Here is an 18,956-nt window from a genome sequence, read left to right on the forward strand (position 1 = left end):
TGATTCCTTTATTGCTGAACCGGGTCGGTGGCCAGCAACGATTCGAGATTGCGCTGACGCGCGGCTTCCAGTTCAGCGTCCTCGCTGGCGCTTGGCGGATCGTCGGTCACCGGCTCGCCCAACATTGGTACCGCCCCCATGGGTTCGACCACCGGTTCTTCGGGCACGCTGAGCGCCGCATCGGCGGCCGGCATCCCGGTCACCGCCTCGGTCGGAACAGGATCGAGCGCCGGCTCGGGCTCCGGCTCGATGACCGACGCGGGAACATCGACCGGCACCTCCACGGATTCATCCACAGGCACCACGGGTTCGGTCGGCTCCATGATGGAATTGTCCATCGGATCCATGGACTCCATGGGCGCCTCGGGGGCGGCGGCAGGTTCCTTTTCCGGCACGGTTTCCCATGCCGGCGCCGGGTCCGAGGGCAGCTCTTCGTCGGTCACGGGCCTGATCGGGAGCATTTCGATGGCCGCTTCCGCGCCATCCTCGGCCTGATCGTCGGCCACATCAGGTTCGGCATCCGTGGTGTCCGTATCCTCATCGCCCGGTTCCGCGATACCGCCGCCCAGGGCGAGATACAGCCCGATGCGGTTGTTCAGCGCCAGCAACTCGGTTTCCAGCACGCGCTGTTCGGCCTGCCAGCGGCTGCGCCGTGCCGCCAGCACCGCGCGCAAATCGACCAGCCCCAGCTCGAAGCGGCGTGAAATCGAATCTTCCACAGCGAGCGTCTGCTCGACGGCATTGCGTGAGCGCTGCACCTGATCGCGGATCAGCAGCTCGGCCGCCAGCGCGTCCTCGACCTCCAGGCAGGCCGACAGCACCTTGTCCTGGAACTGCGCCACGGAGTCTTCCATCAAGGAACGCTGCGCCTGAATGCCGGCGCGCGTCGCGCCGCCGTCGAACAGCGGCATCACGGCGTTGCCGCCGATCGACCAGATTTCCGAATCGTCCGTAAACAACAGGTCACGATACTTGGCCTGCGTGCCGGCGCCGAGGCTGATACTGAATCGCGGCAGCAGATTCTTCTTGGCCCCCAGCAGACGCTGGTCGGACGCGCGCAGGCGCAATTCGGCGGCGGCAACATCGGGTCGGCGCTCGATCAGCTGGCCCGGCACACCGGCCGCGACGGCCGGCGGCAAGGCCGGGAGGCTGCCCGCCACCTCCAGTTCATTGCTCGGGTAGCGCCCCAGCAGCACCTCGAGGGCACGCCGCGTGCGGCCGAGCTCGATCTGCCGCCCGAGCAGTTCGCCCTGAGCACCTTCAGACTCGGCCATCGCCTGACGCAGGTCCACCACCGTGACCAGACCGCGCTCATAGCGTTCCTCGCTGCGCTTGACGGTCTCGCCATAGGAGTCCGCCACCCGCTGCGCCAGGGCCAGACGCTGCTGAGCGGCCACCAGCGCGAACCACTGCGTTGCCGTCTGCGCGGCCAGCGAAAAGCTGGCGGCCTGAACATCGAGAATCGCCGCAGCGGCCTCCTCGCGTGCCGCGTTGGCCTGATTGGCGACACGGCCCCACAGGTCCAATTCCCAGTTGACGCCCGCGCCCAATATCAAGCGCGTCGGATACACCACTGGCTCGATATCCACGCTGCTGCTGCGCACGATGTCGTTGATGAACTTCTGACGCTGCGCCTGCGCCTGCAGGTCCAGCCGTGGCAGGCGTCCGGCGAACGCAGCTGCATACTGGGCCGAGGCTGCATCGCGCTTGGACAGGGCGGAGAGGAACTTGTTGTTGTGATTCAACGCCTCCTCGACCAGGGCTTCGAGCTGCGGATCGTCGAAATCATCGACCCAGTCGCCGACCGCGAGCGACGCCCCCTCAAGGTGCGTATTGAAATCGGTCGGCAATTCGGGCGCGGGCGACTCAGGGGCTTCGGACTGGAAGATCGAACAGCCGCACAGCAGGGCCAGCAGCAGCCCCTGCGCGACCGCGCGAACACCAGAATGACCGCCGCGACACCCTCCCGGCGTCGGCGAAAACCGTTGCGGCACTGAATACCCCCTTCTTATTCGAATTCGGAGCGCCCAACTCCGCATTCGAGTATACGGACCCTTCCCGGACGTCCCAGGCTGGCGCACCCAAGCCCTTGCAAGAAAATTTCAGGCCAGTTTGCCCGGCGCCACGAAAGTATGGGCGCTATCGAACCGCACACCGGCGTCGCCGCATCCGCAGACCGGAAACCGTTCGGCTTGGAAGCGCTTGGCCGCGCCCCTTGTCGGGCTTGGTTCGCGGCGTCGCGCCATGCTCGAATCCGGAACCGGGGGCGGGACTTTGCACGATGAATCACGCCCGACGGACTTAACACTTTGTTACGAAAAACCACCGCCCACTGCGCATGCGTTCGGGATTGCGGGATTCCGCCTGGACTCTCGCGGACTTCACCGACTTGTTTTCCGGCCAATGCGTGGCATTTCCGGGGCGATGCATCATGTCGAAGCAGCCCATGCGCCAAGGACTGCGCGATCGGCAGCGGGCACAGGCCCGCGCCGCCACCAACCGCACAGCGTGATGCGACCTCGATCCCCGGATCAAGCCGGTGGCGGATCCGGAAAGACAGGGCTTGAGGCCGCCTCGACTCGGCCGCAGCGGCCCCGAACCATCCGGTACAGCCCGGCGGTCGCGTCCCGGCGTCTGCTGCCCACACTGCGCCTGGCCCATGCGAATCGTCGCCGTGCGCGTCGGCCGCAGACCCGACAGCTGACGCCTCAGGCGCGGATCGCGTCCGATCCGCAGACCCGCAGCGCCATCGCGCTCCGGCCATGCACCCGCACAGGAGAACAGCGACTACCGATGACATCCGCTGACCGTTGCCCGCTCCGCACGGGGCGCGACCGCGCTCGCCTTGCGATCATCATTGCGCTCGATCCGGCGTCGTCTCTACCGTACGCCTGAAAAGCTTTCCCCTCTGAGGGTCTTGCGAAATTCCCGCTGAAGTTGGGTTGAGAGCTTGCGCCAGCGGCGCGCTGGTCAAGTTGTGGCCAATCCGGAAGCCTTTGACTGAAATCCGGATATCGATGGGGTCAAGAAGTGTCCATGTCTCGGTTTGGCGGGCACGGTGAACCCGGCGCCATCGCGCGCGGAGGGTGTGGATGGGGTCCGACGCCGGGGGCTACGTGACCCATCGCAGCAATTGATCGGCGGCGAGGACCAGCACGCCGAACATCAGGTGGGTCATCACCTTGGCGGGGCCCCGCACGTTGACACGTGCGGCACCGAAGTCATCCTTGAGACGCGCATTGACGCGCTCGACGGTGCTGCGTTCTTTGTAGCGCTGGGCTTCATGGGGCGCGAACTCGATCTTCTCGCCACGGCGCGGGTTGTGATCGATCAACGGCACATGGCCCATGCCTTGACTGTGCGCGCGGATGATCGGGCTGCAGTAGGCGGCATCCATCAGGTCGTAGAGGTGGGTCACGCGCTGCGCACTGATCGTCGCCAACGGGATCGCCACCTGCGAGTCGTGCACGCTGGCCGAGGTGAGCACCGCCGAGATCGGGATCATGCCGTCGGCCACGTCCAGGTGCAGCTTGTAGCCGATCCAGGTGGTCTTGAAGCCGTGGCTGTTGCGCTTGGTGCCGACATCGCAAACCGTCGGCAGATCGGCCAGCATCGCCGGCAGCGGCATGCCCGCTGCCTGACGTTCAATGCGGGTCGGGGGCTTGCAAACTTTGGGGTCAGGTCTTGTTCCTTGCCGCACCTTTTCTCAGATCGGCGCGCTCTCCGGTCTGCACTATTCAAGGTATTGATCGGCGACCCTCGTCAAAGCGCAAGACCTGACCCCACTCGCTTGGCAAGGAACAAGACCTGACCCCAACGCCCTCCAAGAAACGCGAGAAGACGCCTGCTCCTGGAAGGCTTGCAACCAAGTCATCGATTCGTAGTTGAGGCTTCGCAATGTAAGCGACGTTATTGGGATCATGGCCTCGATTGAAGTGCGGGTGGTATTCTGCCCAATCGGGGTCACCAATTGGGGTCAGGTCTTGCGCCTTGACGCAGCCCGCCGATCCACACCTCGCGCGATCCGGCTTACCGGCGAGTAGTCGAGTAGTGCTACCCGAAGTGCACACCGATCTGCGGAAGTTGTCGGTGTCCGCTCTCGTAGGCGTCGCGATCTTCGTCATTGAGGAAGATAGCTTGACGGGCATTGCCGCGCGCCATCACATGATGGATCGCGCCGGGGAATTCGATACGCAGAGGGCGGGCCATGCCGGGAACGTAGCGAAGCCAAAGAAATTTGGCAAGGAACAAGACCTGACCCCGACGTCCGTTGCTCTACCCAAGGACCAATCTATCGCGCAGATTGTTTAATTCAGATATCGCCTTTTCAATTTGTTGCCGCTGTTCAATATTTGCTTCTGATGTGCTCTGTAAGTCTTGCAATGCTTCAGAAACATGGCGAATTTCAGTCGTATAGAAAGATGTTGATAACTCATCCATACGTTTGACAAACTCAATTTTCAACTCAAGAAATATTTCCCGATAATTCTTCCTAATATCGCGTCTAGCAGCTATTAGGTCTGCAGCGCGCTTCTCTTGTTGAATGTCGTCATTGATTTGTACGATTACGCCGATTAACGCCATAACCGGCCCGACAAACTTCGCAGCTGAGCCAATTATTTCAGTAATATTAACAGCTTGATGAGGTTTAAATTTGGCGCCAAAAAAGTGTCCTATCTCCAAAACTGCTTTGTGGAGGTTGCTGCCCGATGCTGCTTTCGTCCCTTCTTTAGCAGTCTTATTGATCGCCTGATTTGATAACCATGAGAATCCTTTCTCTGCAGACTTAAGAGTCTTCTGTGTTTTTACCGAACCCTCATATTTATCGCCGACATTATGCGTTTTAATATCAATATCTGCATTAGCATTAAGTTGATCTGTAGCTTGAAAATGATCGCTCAAAGCGGCTTTGAGTGACTCTGCTAGCGGGCTTGTATCCAGCTCTTGCAGATCAGATTCAAGAGTACTTAAAGCTGAATCGACGATTTTCTCAAGTTTCAGCTGGGTTTGCTTAACTTGAGCAAGAACATCATCTGCAGAGCGCAGCTGTACTTGCTTAAAATCCGCCTCGTTGAGGCCATCATCCACTGACTCCGCCAGCTCATCACCAATAAGTAGAATATTTTGCTCCATTTCAGCTAAATTGCCATCAAACTGCTCTTGAAGCTGCTTTTGACTAGTCTTTAAAATCCTCATCTTTTGCTGAAGCAGTTCAACCAGCGCTTCCTGCGTCGGATCTTCAGCGGCCAATTTGCCTAGTAACTCTTCTAACTGAGTGTGTATAGCGGCTAACGGTGTAGTCACCTTGCCTAGCAAACCTCGCTCTTGGGAAAATTTGTCAATAGCTTCGATAAAGCCACTAAAGTTGGATAGAGCCATTAACTCTGCTCTATCTTCTTCATCCTCTTCTTCCAATGACTCGAAATATGACTCTGCATCAACAAATACAATAGGAAAGTCTTCCGGTATTCTGGGTTCTAAAACCTCAGCAATCCCATTTAATTTGGTCTCCACAGTACCTGAATCGCGTTGAGATTTATTTACTGCCAGAAGAATTTCTTTTTCTCTTCCTTTTGTAAAACATAGATCTCTAAATGCAGCCCCAACAACATCGTCAAACAGTTCATTTGTAATCACGTAAACCAACAAATCCGCTTGATCCATCGCTGTAAATGATGCTTCATCATGCTGCTCTCTTTCACCAGCAAGTATGCCAGGGGTATCCCATACAACCAGATCTTTGTAGTCATACTTAGTCACTTGATCAGTTGTCACGCCTGAGCCAATGGGAATGTCATCAAGTCCTGTTAATCCTTTAATTAGAGAGGATTTCCCAGAGCTATATTGGCCAACAAAAGCGATATTTAGCTTTGAATTTTGATACTCGTCTTGATTCGGAAAACTGAGGCCCAGTTCAGTTAACTCATTTCTCTTAGACAAATCAGCGATAAATGCCGACACCATTTGTTTAGCCTGATTAAACTTCAACTCTTCCATTAATGACAAACCTCACTCATTTCATGCATTGGTTTTGCAGATAACTTGATATTACAAATAGCAGCAGCCAACATAATATTGCGTCCCTGCTTTCCAATAATCCGGCCAAGATCTTCTTCTTTAGCAAAAATGAAATACTCTCCATTTTCACCTTCGACTCGAGCCCTATTTTTTCTAAGACCCAACATATGAGAAAGCATCTTTTCTACCGAGCTTTCGTATACCACTCTAACCCGCTCACCCAAAAGTGTCTGCAACGATGAGAGCAGCTCAGGCTCTTTAAAATGATTGGTGACGGTGAAATAGCAAGCGTAACCGGGTTGGCGGACTATGCGTTTAAACTTTGGTTTTTGATATTTATCTGAAGCCACGATATCCATAGACCGCAGCAAGTACCTTTCGTTTATGTCATGTTCTAATTGATCAAGCTGGAGAAACGCTTTTTCGAGAGACTGAATAAACATCTCAAGCCCCATGCAGACCTCATTTAAGTCCGATTTAATCTGAAGTATCTGCTTTCGTTCGATATCCTTGTGAAACCATTTTGTGATTTCTTTAATCGAATTATCCCGTTGCACTGCAATTTCATCACGAATCTCTTTAGTTCGACTACGCTTTTCCATTTGTAGCTTCTTGGTTTTTGAATCCGAGAACATTTGAAACAAACCAAACACGAAGCCTGCCGCTGCTAGTCCCCAACCAATGGGATTCCAGCTATTTGCAAAAGCAATGACAGAAAGAACACCCAGCCCGGCTGCTGTCCAACCATTCATGCGTTTATAATCAAAAGGATCAAATGACATTTTACTTCCCTCTATATTGAGCTTGCCACCAAGCTCAATATTCTTAGCCATATCCCGATTGAATTGTTCAAGATCAGAAGCAAGTTCTTCAGCTATATTATTTGCCACATTTTTGCAGCGTTCTTCTAAATCAAAAGAAGCAATGTGATCTTCAAGTCTATTGCCAAAATACTTAGACTGAATATTGTCATCAACAAAACTTGATATTGACTTCATTAACGGAGCAAAAGCGCGTCCGACATCTTTTTCAATCTTATCCGGCACCCGTTTTGACTGGCGTTCGTGCCATTTATAAACACGCTTCTGGGTATTAGCATATTCCTTGAGCAGCCCTTTCACTGATTCTTTCTGGGAACGAATCAATGTCTCAAGATCATCCGTATGGGTTAATGTCGATCCTAATAGCGTTTGAACTCGTCTAGCACGGCCTTTATGCGTAATTTCATCTATTAATAGCGTCAGAAGATTATCCATTCGACTGACTCGATAAAGATCTTCTTTTTGATCGCTATAGGCTTCCTGAGTCGACAAAAAAGCTGCTTGAGCGTGTATAGGGACAATATGGATGTATCTTGGGTTCATCCCCAGCTTTGCAGCTTCATTTCGCAACCTTTCCTTGTGCCCTTCGAGGTCTGAAGCATTGTAGATATAGCTATCGGTATCTTTTATCGCCTTTTTTCTATGAACATTCTTCTCCAGGTTTTTCTTCACGTTCACAACAAATATTAAAGGCTTGTTCAACTGATAGGCGTATTTCAGCTCGGTAAATGTAGACTCCTGAATACTGTCATCGCTGAGTAAAAAGAGAATCACATCTGATTGTTCAAGAATGCTGCGTGCTATCTCTGTATCTTCCTCACCGTTATAAGCACCAAACCCTGGTGTATCTATAATACGAAGATGATTCCAGTCATACTGACGCACGTCTCGGGTCGTTCTTTGCGCCCCCATCCCTATAGTTGATCCATCTCCTCCAGTGATGGCTTCACGTATAGTGCTTTTACCCGCCATAGTGCGACCAAACAACATAACACTAAAGCTTTTTAGTGACTCTTTCTGCTGTTCTAAAGCCTTTGCTTGCTTAGCCCTGAGCAACTCATAACCGGCACCCAAGCTGCTTTGAATATCAGTCAATCCCTTTGCCGCAACCTGATCCTTGGCGGTAACTTGTTCTGCCTTCCATGCAATATCGTTAAATTCATTTTTTAGGTTGTTAACAATTTGATCGCAACGCTTACTAAACTTTACTGCCGCTTTGAATTCTTCCTGAGCAATCTTTTCGCAATCCTTCAGTGCTTTGCGATAAGCATCCAGCTTCTTCATATATCTATTCTCACAATGAATAATTCACTCAATTTCTACACCTATTCCCTTTCCGTCTGAATCACATTGACTGTTTCGTGATTATTCATACGTGACAAAATGAATTTTTCCGCCCTATCTGATAGAGGTTTAATTCACTCATTTTTGTATGCTTAACGCTTATTAGACCTCAGGATGACGCCTAACCTGCCAATCAGACGTATAATCTGTACAGAATTTTGGCTCTATGTCGTTTCGGGTGGAAGACAAGGCCCAGTTTCTCGAGCTGCTGTTGAGCGTCAAGGTCGGCCGCAGGCCGCCCGAAGGGCTTGGCCTTGACGCTCGGCGGCAGCGTGAAATGCTCGGAAAAGGCTTGTCGGGCAAGCAGTTAGGCCGACAAGCCTTGACCACGGAGCATTCGTCCTCACCATGATCGACGCAACACACTGAGAAGGGTGTCCAGCACATCAACGGTAACTGCACGCGATGAGGGCACGATTGTTCCACCTGAAACGTCATGGACCCAGAATTTTTGTAAGTAACTGATGAGAACGGGTATGTCATCAGAAAATACGTCTGTTCAAAGCATAACCGCATTGGATTCAAGGCCTCCCAAGCTCTTGGAGCAGGTCCGCCACCGTATGCGCGCCAAGCACTACAGCCTGCGAACGGAGGAAACCTATGTCCACTGGATTAAACGCTTCATCGTGTTTCACGGCAAGCGGCACCCGGCGGACATGGGTGCGGGGGTGGTGGAGGCGTTTCTGAGCCGTGTGCTCCCCACTCTTCATGAACGCCTCAATCAGGCAACACGAAGATTACAGGCCGATTCCACTCGATTCAGCATGGACCCAATTTTCGGCACGCGCGACCGATCCGGTGGCCTTGCTTGGAGTTTTCAAGAGCTATGCGAGCGTGGAGTCTGTGACGACGCGCATCGGTCAATCAAGGCAGGCAACGCAAGACGCATGCACATGAGATCGGCTCTCGACAGACGGAATCCGGCGACGTAACACCGCCATCGCCACCGCGGCAATCATTGCCGGCGAAACAATGGACCCGCCGCGGTTTTGAGATCGAAACCCGATCAGAACGCATAGCGCAGCGACAGAATCAGCAAACGCTCGTGATCGGTCGGCGTGCCGGTCGCGGTCGCCAGCAGGTTCGACACGGTGTCGGGCTCGAGCCCGTCGAGCGACCAGTCGCTGTAGCGCAGCGACTGCCAGGCGTAGCTGAGCATCGTCGTCATCCGCGCATTGACGGGATAACGCGCATAGAACCGCAGGCTGCGGAAGCGGGTGTCGTTGTCGGGAAAACCGGCGGCCGACGCACCGGCGTCGATCCCGACCGATTCGCTGGCGCGGGAGTCGCTGTAGTTGAGACCGAGGTCGGCCTTGTTGATCGCCTGCTTCCACTGGCCGTCGAAACCGATCGTGCGGATTGTGTCGTCGCTGCTGCCGTACCAGTCCGGCGTCGAGTAGCGGCGGCTGCCGGCCTGTTGCGACTCGATGCGCTCGAGGCTGGTATAGGCGTGGAGACTGACATCGGCGACCGGCGTCCAGCCTGCGTCGATCGTGCCGATCCTGTCCTCGGCACGCGTCAGGCCGATCTGCGTGTCGTCGTAACGGTCTTCGCGCCACTGGAAATCGGCCGCCAGCATGACGCCGCGATGCGGTGAGAACGAGCCCGACACCGACACCGCGTTGCGCGTGCGCGCGGCGAGGTTGAAGCGGCGCAGCAGCGGGTTTTCGAGCGGGCGGCCGTCGACATCAAGCTCATGCCAGGACGACACCGAGCGCGACGAGTGGGTATAGCGCAGGTCGAGATCGATGCGCTGGAGCAGGCTCGTGCGCAGCCCGGCCCAGGCCTTGGTGGTCTGCGTGCGCGCGACCTCCTGGTAGCTGCGGTCGTAGCGCTGCTTCTCGCCACCGAGCAGGAACTGCAGGTCCGGGCGCAGGCGGTAGCGCGCCTCGACCTCGGCCGCCTGGCGCTTGTAGCTGTAAGGCAGGTTGACGCGGTATTCGCCGACGTAGGCGTCGCTCGGCACCTGTTGGTACTCGGCCATGTCCGTGTGGTTCTTGCGCTGGTCGAGCGTGTACTGCGCCGTCAGCGACAGTCCGCGTGCCGGCCGCGCGCTGAGACGGAGCAGGTGATTGACGGTGTCGACGCGGCCATCGAGGCTGGACTGTGGCAGCGCGGCGACGCCGAGCGTGTCGTTGATCGTCGGCTCGATGTAATCCTGGTCCTGGCGCCCGCGTCCGTAGGACAGATTGGCCGTGAGCCGCGTCGACGGCAGCAACTGCCAGGCGCCGCTCAGCGAAAGCTGGTTGAAGCTGTTGTCGGGCGCGGTGCTGGCGCGGCCTTCGGTCGCGCCGCTGTAAGCGGTGTACGGATTGCTCCATTCGAGTGCGTCGACATCCTGCTCGAAGTACGATCCGTAGAAGCCGAGCGCGAGCTGCCAGTTGTCACCGCGCCGCGCGACCGAGGCGTCGAGCTGATGCGTGAGCTGGTCGACCGGCAGCGGCAGCTGGGACGCCGCCGTCAGCACGCTGCCGGCCAGCATCGAGGCGCCGGCAACGCGGTCCTCGCGCAGGTCGAAGGCGAAGTTCCAGGCCGAGGCGCGCGGCGTGAAGCTGCCGCCGAGCGCGAAGCGGCTGCGCCGGGTATCGAGGCTCAGGGAATGCAGCGAGGCATCGAGCGCGCTCATCTGGTCGGTCGCGCCGGCAGCGACCCAGTCCTCCGGCAGGTTCAGCCGCTCGCCATCGCGGACAAACGGCGTGACCGCGTTGCCGTAACGGAACTGCGGAATCTGCTGCCAGCTGCCGTGCAATTCGTAGAGTCCCTGGCGGCCGCCGCGGGCGTCGATCCGCCGCGACAACAGGCCCAGTTCGTCGGCGACGGCGTCGAACCAGGCGCCGTGCTCGTTGCGGTACGAGGCCTCGCCGCCGGCCAGCAGGTAGGCGCCGTCGTCACGCAGGCCGGTGTATTCGCCAAGGCGGTAGCTTGCCGCGTCGGCGTACTCGAACCCCAGGTCGGCGAATCCGCGCCAGCCATAATCGAACTGGCAGAAGCGGCAATCCCAATGCGAGGTGTCGGGTCCGTCCTCGGCCGCGACGGCCTCGCCGCTGCCGAAGCCGAGCAGCAATCCGAGCGGGATGGCGATCGATCGAAGCGGATGCGGGCTCATCGCGGCACCCGTCAGCGGCTCAGGTCCGCGCCGGACGGCGCATTGGAGCCGTGCACGTGGGAATGGCAGTTGGTACAGCTTCCGCCAAGCACGAAAGCCGAAGGGCTGGAGCCGCCAGCGAGCCCGCGCCCCGTAAACGGCAGACCCGGATGGTCCTCCGCGGAGTGGCATTGCTGGCACAACTGCGGCGGACGGCGTGTCAGCAACGCCGGCCGCGGCGAACCGTGCGGCACATGGCAGTTGGCGCAGTCCTCGGCCACCGGCGGGTGCTCCCACAGGAACGGGCCGCGCAGATCGGCGTGGCAGGTGTAGCAGGTCTGGTTGACGGTCGGCTTGTGCAGCATCGCCGCGAACATCGAGTCGTGCGCGGCGTGACAGGAGGTGCACTGCATCACCCCTTCGCGCACCGGATGCGCCGAGAATTTCTCGAAGTCGGCGCGCACCTCGCGGTGGCACTTCTCGCAGACCTGCGGCTGCTCGTGCGCACTCATGACCGGATCGTGGTCGGCGTGCACGGTGTGGCAGCTCGCGCAGGCCACGTCCTCGCGCTCGTGCACGCTGCCCTGCCAATCGACGCGATGGCCGCCCTGGTGACAGGCCAGGCAGGCACCGTTTTCCTCGGCGACGCTGGCCGCGGAGTGCTTGCCGAACAGCGGAATCGGCGGCCGCGGATCGCCGGGATGCAGGCGTCTGGCATGCTCGCCGCCGGGACCGTGGCAACTTTCGCACTGCGCCTGCGCGAACGGCGTGCGCGAATCGGCGCGGCGGCCGTGCGGCGAGTCGAAGATGCTTTTCACGTGCGCATCGTCATGACACTTGATGCAGGTGTCCGCGCCGCGCGGCGAGAACGAGGGCGCCGCTTCGGCGGATTCATCGGATGCCGACGTCACCGCAGCCGCTGACGGCACGGCGGCGCCGACCGCAGCCAGCGCCAGCACGAGACAGGCCAGCGCACGCCCGCTCCGCCGGCCCGGCTTCGCCGCGCGTGGCGTCATGGCAGACCGTGCACGACCGCGACGTCGGCAATCGAGCCCGAGCCGTGGCAAACCGCGCAGCTTTCGGTCGTCGCCGCGCTGCTGCCGATCTCGGCCGCGGTGATGCCGAAGCCGCCGCCGTTCTGCTGCATGTGCGTGACGGCCGCCTGATCGTCATGGCAGGACGAGCACACCGCGCTGGCCGGCGAGATGCGTCCATAGGACGCAAGGTCCTCGACCGCGCCCGGCGGCGAGAAGTCGCCGGCCAGCCTGGTCGCATGCGTGTCGATCGTCGTGCCGAGCACCGTGCTCTGCAGCGGCAGCGCATAGCTCGACGATTCGTGGCATTGCGTGCAGTTGGCGACCACGCCGGGATAGCCGATGCCGGAGAAGTCGTTGACCGAGCTGCGGTAGCCGTAGACCACGAAGTTGCTGCTGCGCACCGAAGCGCCGTGAATCGCGTGAATCATGAGCTTGAAGTCGATCGGACGCTGTTCGAGACCATCGACGGCCGCGGTGTTGACGCCGTTGGCGCTTGCGTCGGGATCGTCCGGACGCACCGCCAGATCGGTCGCGTTCGGCGTATGGCACATCGTGCAGAGCTGCACGTTGTCGGTGCGGTTGTTGCCGTGGAACGACAGGCCATCGTTGACGCCGTGGCAGGCCTGGCATTTGTCGAGGCTGACGACGCTGCGGCGCGCCGCGGGTACCGTGTCGGTGATCGCGAAATTCTCGGTCACCCCGGTCACCGGAATGCGGTCGGAATAGATCCCGTCACCGTCGTAGTCGCCGGCCGGATGGCCTTCGATCGCGACCGTGCCCGAGCCGGTCACGTCGTACGGCACCGGCACCGATGACGTCACGGTAAAGGTGCCGTCGCCGTTGGACGTGGCCGCACTCAACGCGGAGATCGCGACCGGCCCACCCGGATAGTCGCCGCTGCCGACATTGCCGTAATCGGCGGTGCTCCAGGCGATGTCGATGCTCAGCGAGGAATTGCCGCCGGCCGTGAACGGCGCGTCGGCGAGGATGTCGTAGGGCGCGTTGCCGTCCTCGGGGTTGGTCACCGAGAAGCTCACGCTCGGGTACTGGCCCTGCCCGGTGTCGTCGATACTGAGAATGTTGTACTGGAAGCGGGCCGCCCACAGCTTGCCGGGAATCTGGTGCGATTCCGGCACGCTGCCGGCGACTCGGTTCTCGGCGTGGCAGACCGTGCACTGGGTGTTGTCGGTGACGACGCCGCCGGGATGACCGCCGGCCGCGCCGGCCGCGAAATCGACGTCGTCATGGCAGCTTCCGCAGGCCTGCAGCGTCGGCTTGTTGATGAAATGGGCGGCCTGCGGTGTGCTGCTGTCGTCCGGATTGTGGCAGCCGGTGCAGTTGCGCAAGTCCTTCGGGAATTCGACCTCGGAGTAGTCGTGCACGCTGTTGCCGTAGCCGTAGATCAGATACGGCGTGCCGGCGACGACGCTCGGCAGTTCGGCGCCGGCGTGGATCCTGTGGATCATCACCATGAAGTCGATCGACTGCCCGCTGCTCGCCTCGACGCTGCCGGGGTTGTGGCAGGTCACGCACAGCTTGACGTCGCGCCGCGCGCCGCCGTGCGCGGACAGATCACCATGGCAGGCATTGCAACTGGCCTGCGCAACCATGTCGCGACCGTCCTCCGGCTCGGTGCTGCCGGTGGACGGCTGCCAGGTGTAGACGGCGTTGTTGACCGTTGGCAGCGTCCCCGAGCGCACGGCGATGGCGACGCGGTGCGTCAGCGTCGCATCGTACTCGACCGCGCGCGGCTCGGTGACGTGCGTGACGTCGGCGCCGAAGGTATAGGAATAGCTGCCGTCGTTGTGGTCTTCGAGACTGCCGCCCGAGTCGCGGGCGGCGATGATCGTTTCCTCGGTGCCTGCTCCGCTGCCGCTCGGCTCTTCAGTCTGGTTGATGTAGCTCTGCCAGCTGTCGGCGTCGCCATCGGTGCCCGGCAGGAGCCTCGCCAGCATGACTTCGAGCGTACTCGCGGGCAGGCCGACGTAGGGCAGGCCGGATTCGTCGATGAGCGTGAAGTCGACCGTCGAGCTGTCGCCGAGGCTCGCGCCGGTGATCGTCAGCGTCAAATCGCTTTGCCCGTTGCTGACCGGAATCGTCGTGCCGGGCGTGCCGGGCTCGCCTGCGGGCCCTTGCTCGCCGTCGTCGCCATCACATCCGGCCAAGGCCCCGAACAACAGCAGCGAAAACACGAACAAGCACGCGTTGCCACGCCGACGGCTATGAAGATACATGCTCCCGACCCCTTGACTGGCAGCGGCGGCAGGAATCCGTTGACGGCACGTCCGATCCCGCCCCCGCATCTGCTTGCTGGTTCTTTCGATTACAGCACGCGTCGATCGCAGCGATATTGACCACGATCAATTTCGCGGATGCCCGCTTGCCGTAGTCTGCGATCACGTAGACGCCGATGCGGCCAATCACCCAGAAGCGGTTCGCCCGCTCAGGTCCGGAGACAAGAATGCGCATCAAATCTTTCGCGACACTGCTCGTGCTGTCGTTCGCGCTCGGCGGTACCGCCGCCGCCGCGGCGCCGGATTCGGCGGCCGGCTGCGCCGCCTGCCACGGCGAAGGTGGCGTCAGCCAGCGTTCCGACATCCCGACGATCGCCGGCCTCTCGGAGTTCTATCTCGAAGGACAGATGCAGGCGTATCAGAAAGGCGATCGCCCCTGTGAAAAGGTCAAGGGCGATGACGGCCAGACGGCCGACATGTGCGACATCGCCAAGGCGCTGACGGCCGATCAGATCGCCGAGATCGACGCCTATTTCTCCAGCCAGGACTTCGTCGCGGCGGACCAGACCGCCGACGCGGCGCTGGCCGCCAAGGGCAAGGCGCTGCACGAGCGGCGTTGCGAGATCTGCCATTCCGACGGTGGCAGCTTCGCCGACGACGACGCCGGCCTGCTCGCCGGACAGTGGAAGCCCTATCTGCAGTCGATGCTCGTCGAATACCGCAGCGGCAAGCGCGTCGAGCCGGAGAAGATGAAGCCGCAGACTTCGGCCCTGTCCGACGACGACATCAAGGCCCTGGTCGAGTTCTACGCCAGCGAAACCACCGAATAAGATCGGCGACGTCCCAGGGGAAACGACTGTGAACCCGGAACAGGGAGAAGACACGCAGCATCGCGGAATCGGCGCGCGCCTGTGGAAACGGCCGCGACGCTGGTTCCTGTTCGGAATTCCGCTCGGCGGCCTGCTCACCTTCGTACTTGGAATCGGCGTCGCCGGCGGATTCGTCGGCGGGCTGAAATACACCGAAACCGATGCGTTCTGCACCTCCTGCCATGAGATGAAGCAACCGCTCGCCGAGCTTCAGCAGAGCATTCACCATTCCAACGCCTACGGCATTCAGGCCGGCTGCGCCGACTGCCACGTCCCGCCGACCCTCTTCGGCGGCCTGATGCGACACGTCCGCGCGAGCACCGAGGTCTGGGGACACTTGACCGGCAAGCTCAACACGCCCGAAAAGTACGAGGCCCTGCGGGCCCAGCTCGCGCAGAAGATCTGGGCGGAATTAAAGGCGAACGACTCGGCGGAATGTCGCAGTTGTCACAATCAGGCCGCAATGGACCTGAGCAAACAGGACCGTATCGCCGCCAAACGGCATTCGGCCGAATACATGGCCAAGAGCGGCAAGACCTGCATCGATTGCCACAAGGGCGTTGCCCACGTACTGCCCGAAGGCGTCTGAGCCGCGACCCGGTTTGGCGAGCCTGCCCGAAGGCGTGACTGATTCAGTGCACCGGCCGGCTCTGATGCAGCCGATCCCTGCCATACCGCCAGATGATGCGCAGCCCCTCACCGAAACGGAAATTGACGACATGGCGCCGCCAGAACAGCCCGCGTTTGTCGCAGACCGTGGAGATCGAGAAACGCGAAATCTCGCCGAGCAGCGCCGGATTTCAGGCTGTCGCGTCGCGACCTTCGGCAGGAGCCAGGCCGGCGGCACGGTGAAGAACTCCAAGCGAGGTTGACGATGCCACACCTGCAGGCCGCACGCGTGCGGATAGCTCGCGATCGTCAGAAAGCCCAGCGGATACATCTCGAACACCGCCTGAACGGCGGACCTTGCGACACGGCATCAGCCGAGCAGCAGGCCGACCGCGAGCAGCAGTAGCGTGAGGTGGATCGTCGCGACGTTGATTCCGAGATAGCGCAGCAGGCGCTTCGTGTCGTCGGCATGGGTGTGTACGCGCACCGCCAGCAGCAGGCCCGCGGGCAGCGTCAGCAGCGCCAGCAAAGCGGGCAGCGGCAGTATCGAGGCCAGAACGCCGCCAATGATCGTGAGATAGGTCGCGATCAGCAGCGCGCCGAACAGCACGGCGGCGCGACGCCGGCCCAGCACGATCGGCAGGTGACGCCGCCCGACCTGGCGATCGGCTTCGACGTCGGGAAACTGGTTGATCAGCAACAGCTCGCTGACCAGCAGCAGCGGCGGCAATGCCGCCACCGCACCGACCCAGCTGTAATGGCCGCTCAATACGAAGGCGCTGCCGCCGACCATCACCGGGCCGAATCCGAGACCCGGTGCCAGCAGGCACAGCAGCGGCTGGCGCGTGATCAGCGGCGTATACGCGACCACGACGAGCGCCCCGACCAGACCCAGCGGTAACAATGCCCAGCCCTTTTCAGCGATGAAATAAAGGCCGATCGCGACGCTGCCGGCCAGGGCCACGGCACCGGCCGCGCCGGCCGCGGCGGCAGCCTCGGGGTGCGCCGGCAACGAGCCGCTGCCACCCGAAAACGGGGTTCGCACCGTCAGGTGGTCTAGTCCCGACCGGAAATCGTGATATTCGTTGAGCAGGTTGACGCTGATGTGTCCGAGCAGGGCCGCGAGCAGCACCAGCAGGCTCTCGCCGATATCGACACGGCCGGCCGAATGCAGCGCCGCCGCGATGCCGAGCAACACGCACAGCGGCGTCAGGCTCAGGAAATTGGGCCGGGCGGCATGAAACACCGGGCCGATGATTGTGCGTTCCATCCGTCAACATTCCCCGTCAGGGTCCAGTGAAAGCGGGCGTCCCCCAACCAAGCCAGCGTACCGGGCGCCAGCAGGCCCACGGTCGAGCTGTCGACCGTCGTCAGCGGCAACGATGCCGCAAGCGGCGCCTGCTGGCTATGCAGGTGAATCCACGCGGCAGGGCCAAGCCAGCGCGAGACGGACCGACAGGCTCGTCACCAGCGTGTTGAGCCACAGCATCGCAGGCTCTCCAGCGTCGCCGTGTCCCGACCGTGAACAGCGGCGACCGCCGCTCAGGGCAGCTTCAGCGCGCGGCACAGGCGCTCTCTGCCGTCCAGTTCGGCGTCGAGCGCCGCCAGCATCATGAACATGCCGGTCAACCGCCGGTGCAGGAACACGATCTCGCGCGGCGGCAGGCGGAAGTGCACCGTCACCGTGCTCGCCGCGGTGGCGAGCGCGGCACGTTCCGGCAGGTCCGAACGTCCCCATCGGTATTCGCCGCGCGCGTTCCAGAGATGCGCCTGCGGACCGCCCCTGGGCGGCTCGGCAAACGGTTCGACCAGTGCCTCGCACATGCGCGAAAAGCCGTCGAGCACGGACTGCGGAAAATCCTCGCGCAGGATGCCGATCGCCGCCGCGCCACGGATGATGCGCGGGCGCTCGTGCAGCAACGCGCCGCGCACGATCTCCGCGTAGGCTTCGACGAACGCCGGCCTGAAACGACGCACCGCGCCGAAATCGAGCAGCAGGAGGGCGTCGCCTTCGGGGGTCCCCGGGCGGAACAGATAGTTGCCGAAGTTCGGGTCGCTCTGCACCATGCCCCAGCCGAACAGCTCGGTCAGGAACAGGTCCAGCAGTGCATCGGCGTAGCGGTTGCGGCGTGCCTGTGACAGCGCCCGAATTTGTGGATCGCTCACCGGACGCCCGCTCTCGTACGTCATCGTCAGTACGCGAAGTCCGCAGTATTCGGGCAGCATCCGCGGTACGGCGAAACGCGCATCGCCCTGCAGACGCTCAGCGTAGAGCTGCGTGTAGCGCCGCTCGCGGCGGTAGTCGACCTCCTGGCGCAGCATCTGCCTGAGCTCGTCGAACATCGGCCGCAGGTCCAGGCCCCTGGGCGTGATCCGGCTCAGAATCAGCAGGCGCGACAAGGTGCGGATATCGCTGTCGATCGCGTCGGCGACACCCGGATACTGTACCTTGAGGCAAAGCTCCAGACCGTCGGATTTGCGGCGGGCGCGGTGTACCTGCCCGAGCGAAGCGGCACCGATCGCGGTTTCGTCGATGTCGAGCTGCGCCATTTGCGCGGTGCCGAGGCCACGCCGCACGATCGGTTCGAGCGTGCGCCACGGCACCGGCTGCGACAGGTCCTGAAGCTGCCCGAGTATGCCCACGGCGTCCTCGGGCAGGAAATAGGCGCCATAGAGCGCGAGCAGCTGGCCGGCCTTCATCACGCTGCCCTTGAGCTGGCCGAGCTGTTCGACCAGCTGCTGCGCCTGCTCGCGGTAGAAGGTCTGATTCGCCGCGCTGCGGCCATCCGCGTCACGAAACAGATTGCGCGCGCTGTGTGCGACGAAGCGCGCGCCCATGCCCGCCCCCATGCGTGCGAGCGCGGCATTGCGCTGCAGCGGGGTGACCTTGAGCCCGATGAATGCCTCGTCCTGCTGCGGGTCCACGGCGCTGTTCATGC

General features: G+C 60.7%; 13 protein-coding genes and 2 pseudogenes. 4 read left to right on the forward strand and 11 right to left on the reverse strand.

Translation table 11 applies throughout. The features are described 5' to 3' along the window. Window positions 1–8: 8 nt before the first annotated feature. The 5 genes and pseudogenes from RM530_RS10715 to RM530_RS10735 form a co-directional block, all read right to left on the reverse strand. Window positions 9–1,994, reverse strand: coding sequence for an efflux transporter outer membrane subunit (locus tag RM530_RS10715; protein WP_311365222.1), 1,986 nt, complete (start codon window positions 1,992–1,994; stop codon window positions 9–11). Between the two features lie 1,118 nt (window positions 1,995–3,112). Then, window positions 3,113–3,652 (reverse strand): annotated as a pseudogene (locus tag RM530_RS10720) (transposase); the annotation flags it as partial. 401 nt (window positions 3,653–4,053) lie between these two features. Beyond that, window positions 4,054–4,209: a hypothetical protein gene (locus tag RM530_RS18985; protein ID WP_311365223.1), complete on the reverse strand. Its 156-nt coding sequence runs from the start codon at window positions 4,207–4,209 to the stop codon at window positions 4,054–4,056. Window positions 4,210–4,275: 66 nt separating this feature from the next. Next, a complete protein-coding gene (locus tag RM530_RS10730) occupies window positions 4,276–5,997 on the reverse strand; it encodes a GTPase domain-containing protein (RefSeq protein ID WP_311365224.1) in 1,722 nt (573 codons plus the stop codon). Then, window positions 5,997–8,123 (reverse strand): GTPase, encoded by a 2,127-nt coding sequence (locus RM530_RS10735; protein WP_311365225.1) that lies wholly within the window; start codon window positions 8,121–8,123, stop codon window positions 5,997–5,999. The genes RM530_RS10730 and RM530_RS10735 overlap by 1 nt, the downstream gene beginning before the upstream one ends. Before the next feature lie 536 nt (window positions 8,124–8,659). Here RM530_RS10735 and RM530_RS18990 point away from each other — a divergent pair. Then, window positions 8,660–8,878 (forward strand): annotated as a pseudogene (locus tag RM530_RS18990) (phage integrase N-terminal SAM-like domain-containing protein); the annotation flags it as partial. Window positions 8,879–9,189: 311 nt separating this feature from the next. On the opposite strand, the gene RM530_RS10745 reads toward RM530_RS18990, so the two are convergent. From RM530_RS10745 to RM530_RS10760, 4 genes are read right to left on the reverse strand one after another with little or no spacing between them, the layout of a single operon-like run. Further along, window positions 9,190–11,289 (reverse strand): MtrB/PioB family decaheme-associated outer membrane protein, encoded by a 2,100-nt coding sequence (locus tag RM530_RS10745; RefSeq protein WP_311365226.1) that lies wholly within the window; start codon window positions 11,287–11,289, stop codon window positions 9,190–9,192. Between the two features lie 11 nt (window positions 11,290–11,300). After that, complete coding sequence (locus RM530_RS10750) at window positions 11,301–12,284, reverse strand: DmsE family decaheme c-type cytochrome (protein ID WP_311365227.1); 984 nt, start codon at window positions 12,282–12,284, stop codon at window positions 11,301–11,303. Next, entirely contained in the window at window positions 12,281–14,539 is a 2,259-nt protein-coding gene (locus tag RM530_RS10755; protein WP_311365228.1) for an OmcA/MtrC family decaheme c-type cytochrome, read from the reverse strand. Before RM530_RS10755 ends, RM530_RS10750 begins: the two co-directional genes overlap by 4 nt. Continuing rightward, complete coding sequence (locus RM530_RS10760) at window positions 14,526–14,774, reverse strand: hypothetical protein (RefSeq protein ID WP_311365229.1); 249 nt, start codon at window positions 14,772–14,774, stop codon at window positions 14,526–14,528. Before RM530_RS10760 ends, RM530_RS10755 begins: the two co-directional genes overlap by 14 nt. Here RM530_RS10760 and RM530_RS10765 point away from each other — a divergent pair. From RM530_RS10765 to RM530_RS10775, 3 genes are read left to right on the forward strand one after another with little or no spacing between them, the layout of a single operon-like run. Further along, window positions 14,767–15,369: a c-type cytochrome gene (locus RM530_RS10765; RefSeq protein ID WP_311365230.1), complete on the forward strand. Its 603-nt coding sequence runs from the start codon at window positions 14,767–14,769 to the stop codon at window positions 15,367–15,369. The two genes, RM530_RS10760 and RM530_RS10765, sit on opposite strands and share 8 nt — an antisense overlap. A 28-nt stretch (window positions 15,370–15,397) precedes the next feature. Further along, window positions 15,398–15,997, forward strand: coding sequence for a NapC/NirT family cytochrome c (locus tag RM530_RS10770; RefSeq protein ID WP_311365231.1), 600 nt, complete (start codon window positions 15,398–15,400; stop codon window positions 15,995–15,997). 13 nt (window positions 15,998–16,010) lie between these two features. After that, a complete protein-coding gene (locus tag RM530_RS10775) occupies window positions 16,011–16,280 on the forward strand; it encodes a hypothetical protein (RefSeq protein WP_311365232.1) in 270 nt (89 codons plus the stop codon). Between the two features lie 107 nt (window positions 16,281–16,387). Here the strand turns inward: RM530_RS10775 and RM530_RS10780 are convergent, their stop codons facing one another. Then, complete coding sequence (locus tag RM530_RS10780; protein WP_311365233.1) at window positions 16,388–17,287, reverse strand: prenyltransferase; 900 nt, start codon at window positions 17,285–17,287, stop codon at window positions 16,388–16,390. Between the two features lie 272 nt (window positions 17,288–17,559). After that, entirely contained in the window at window positions 17,560–18,954 is a 1,395-nt protein-coding gene (locus tag RM530_RS10785; RefSeq protein ID WP_311365234.1) for an ABC1 kinase family protein, read from the reverse strand. Window positions 18,955–18,956 lie beyond the last annotated feature (2 nt).

The sequence above is a fragment of the Banduia mediterranea genome, assembly GCF_031846245.1.
Lineage (GTDB): Bacteria > Pseudomonadota > Gammaproteobacteria > Nevskiales > Nevskiaceae > Banduia > Banduia mediterranea.

Coding starts and splice junctions, on each gene's coding strand:
- RM530_RS10780 (WP_311365233.1), bottom strand. CDS start 17,287: ATGGAACGCACAATCATCGGCCCGGTGTTTCATGCCGCCCGGCCCAAT.
- RM530_RS10735 (WP_311365225.1), bottom strand. CDS start 8,123: ATGAAGAAGCTGGATGCTTATCGCAAAGCACTGAAGGATTGCGAAAAG.
- RM530_RS10785 (WP_311365234.1), bottom strand. CDS start 18,954: ATGAACAGCGCCGTGGACCCGCAGCAGGACGAGGCATTCATCGGGCTC.
- RM530_RS18985 (WP_311365223.1), bottom strand. CDS start 4,209: ATGGCCCGCCCTCTGCGTATCGAATTCCCCGGCGCGATCCATCATGTG.
- RM530_RS10765 (WP_311365230.1), top strand. CDS start 14,767: ATGCGCATCAAATCTTTCGCGACACTGCTCGTGCTGTCGTTCGCGCTC.
- RM530_RS10760 (WP_311365229.1), bottom strand. CDS start 14,774: ATGCGCATTCTTGTCTCCGGACCTGAGCGGGCGAACCGCTTCTGGGTG.
- RM530_RS10750 (WP_311365227.1), bottom strand. CDS start 12,284: ATGACGCCACGCGCGGCGAAGCCGGGCCGGCGGAGCGGGCGTGCGCTG.
- RM530_RS10730 (WP_311365224.1), bottom strand. CDS start 5,997: ATGGAAGAGTTGAAGTTTAATCAGGCTAAACAAATGGTGTCGGCATTT.
- RM530_RS10755 (WP_311365228.1), bottom strand. CDS start 14,539: ATGTATCTTCATAGCCGTCGGCGTGGCAACGCGTGCTTGTTCGTGTTT.
- RM530_RS10745 (WP_311365226.1), bottom strand. CDS start 11,289: ATGAGCCCGCATCCGCTTCGATCGATCGCCATCCCGCTCGGATTGCTG.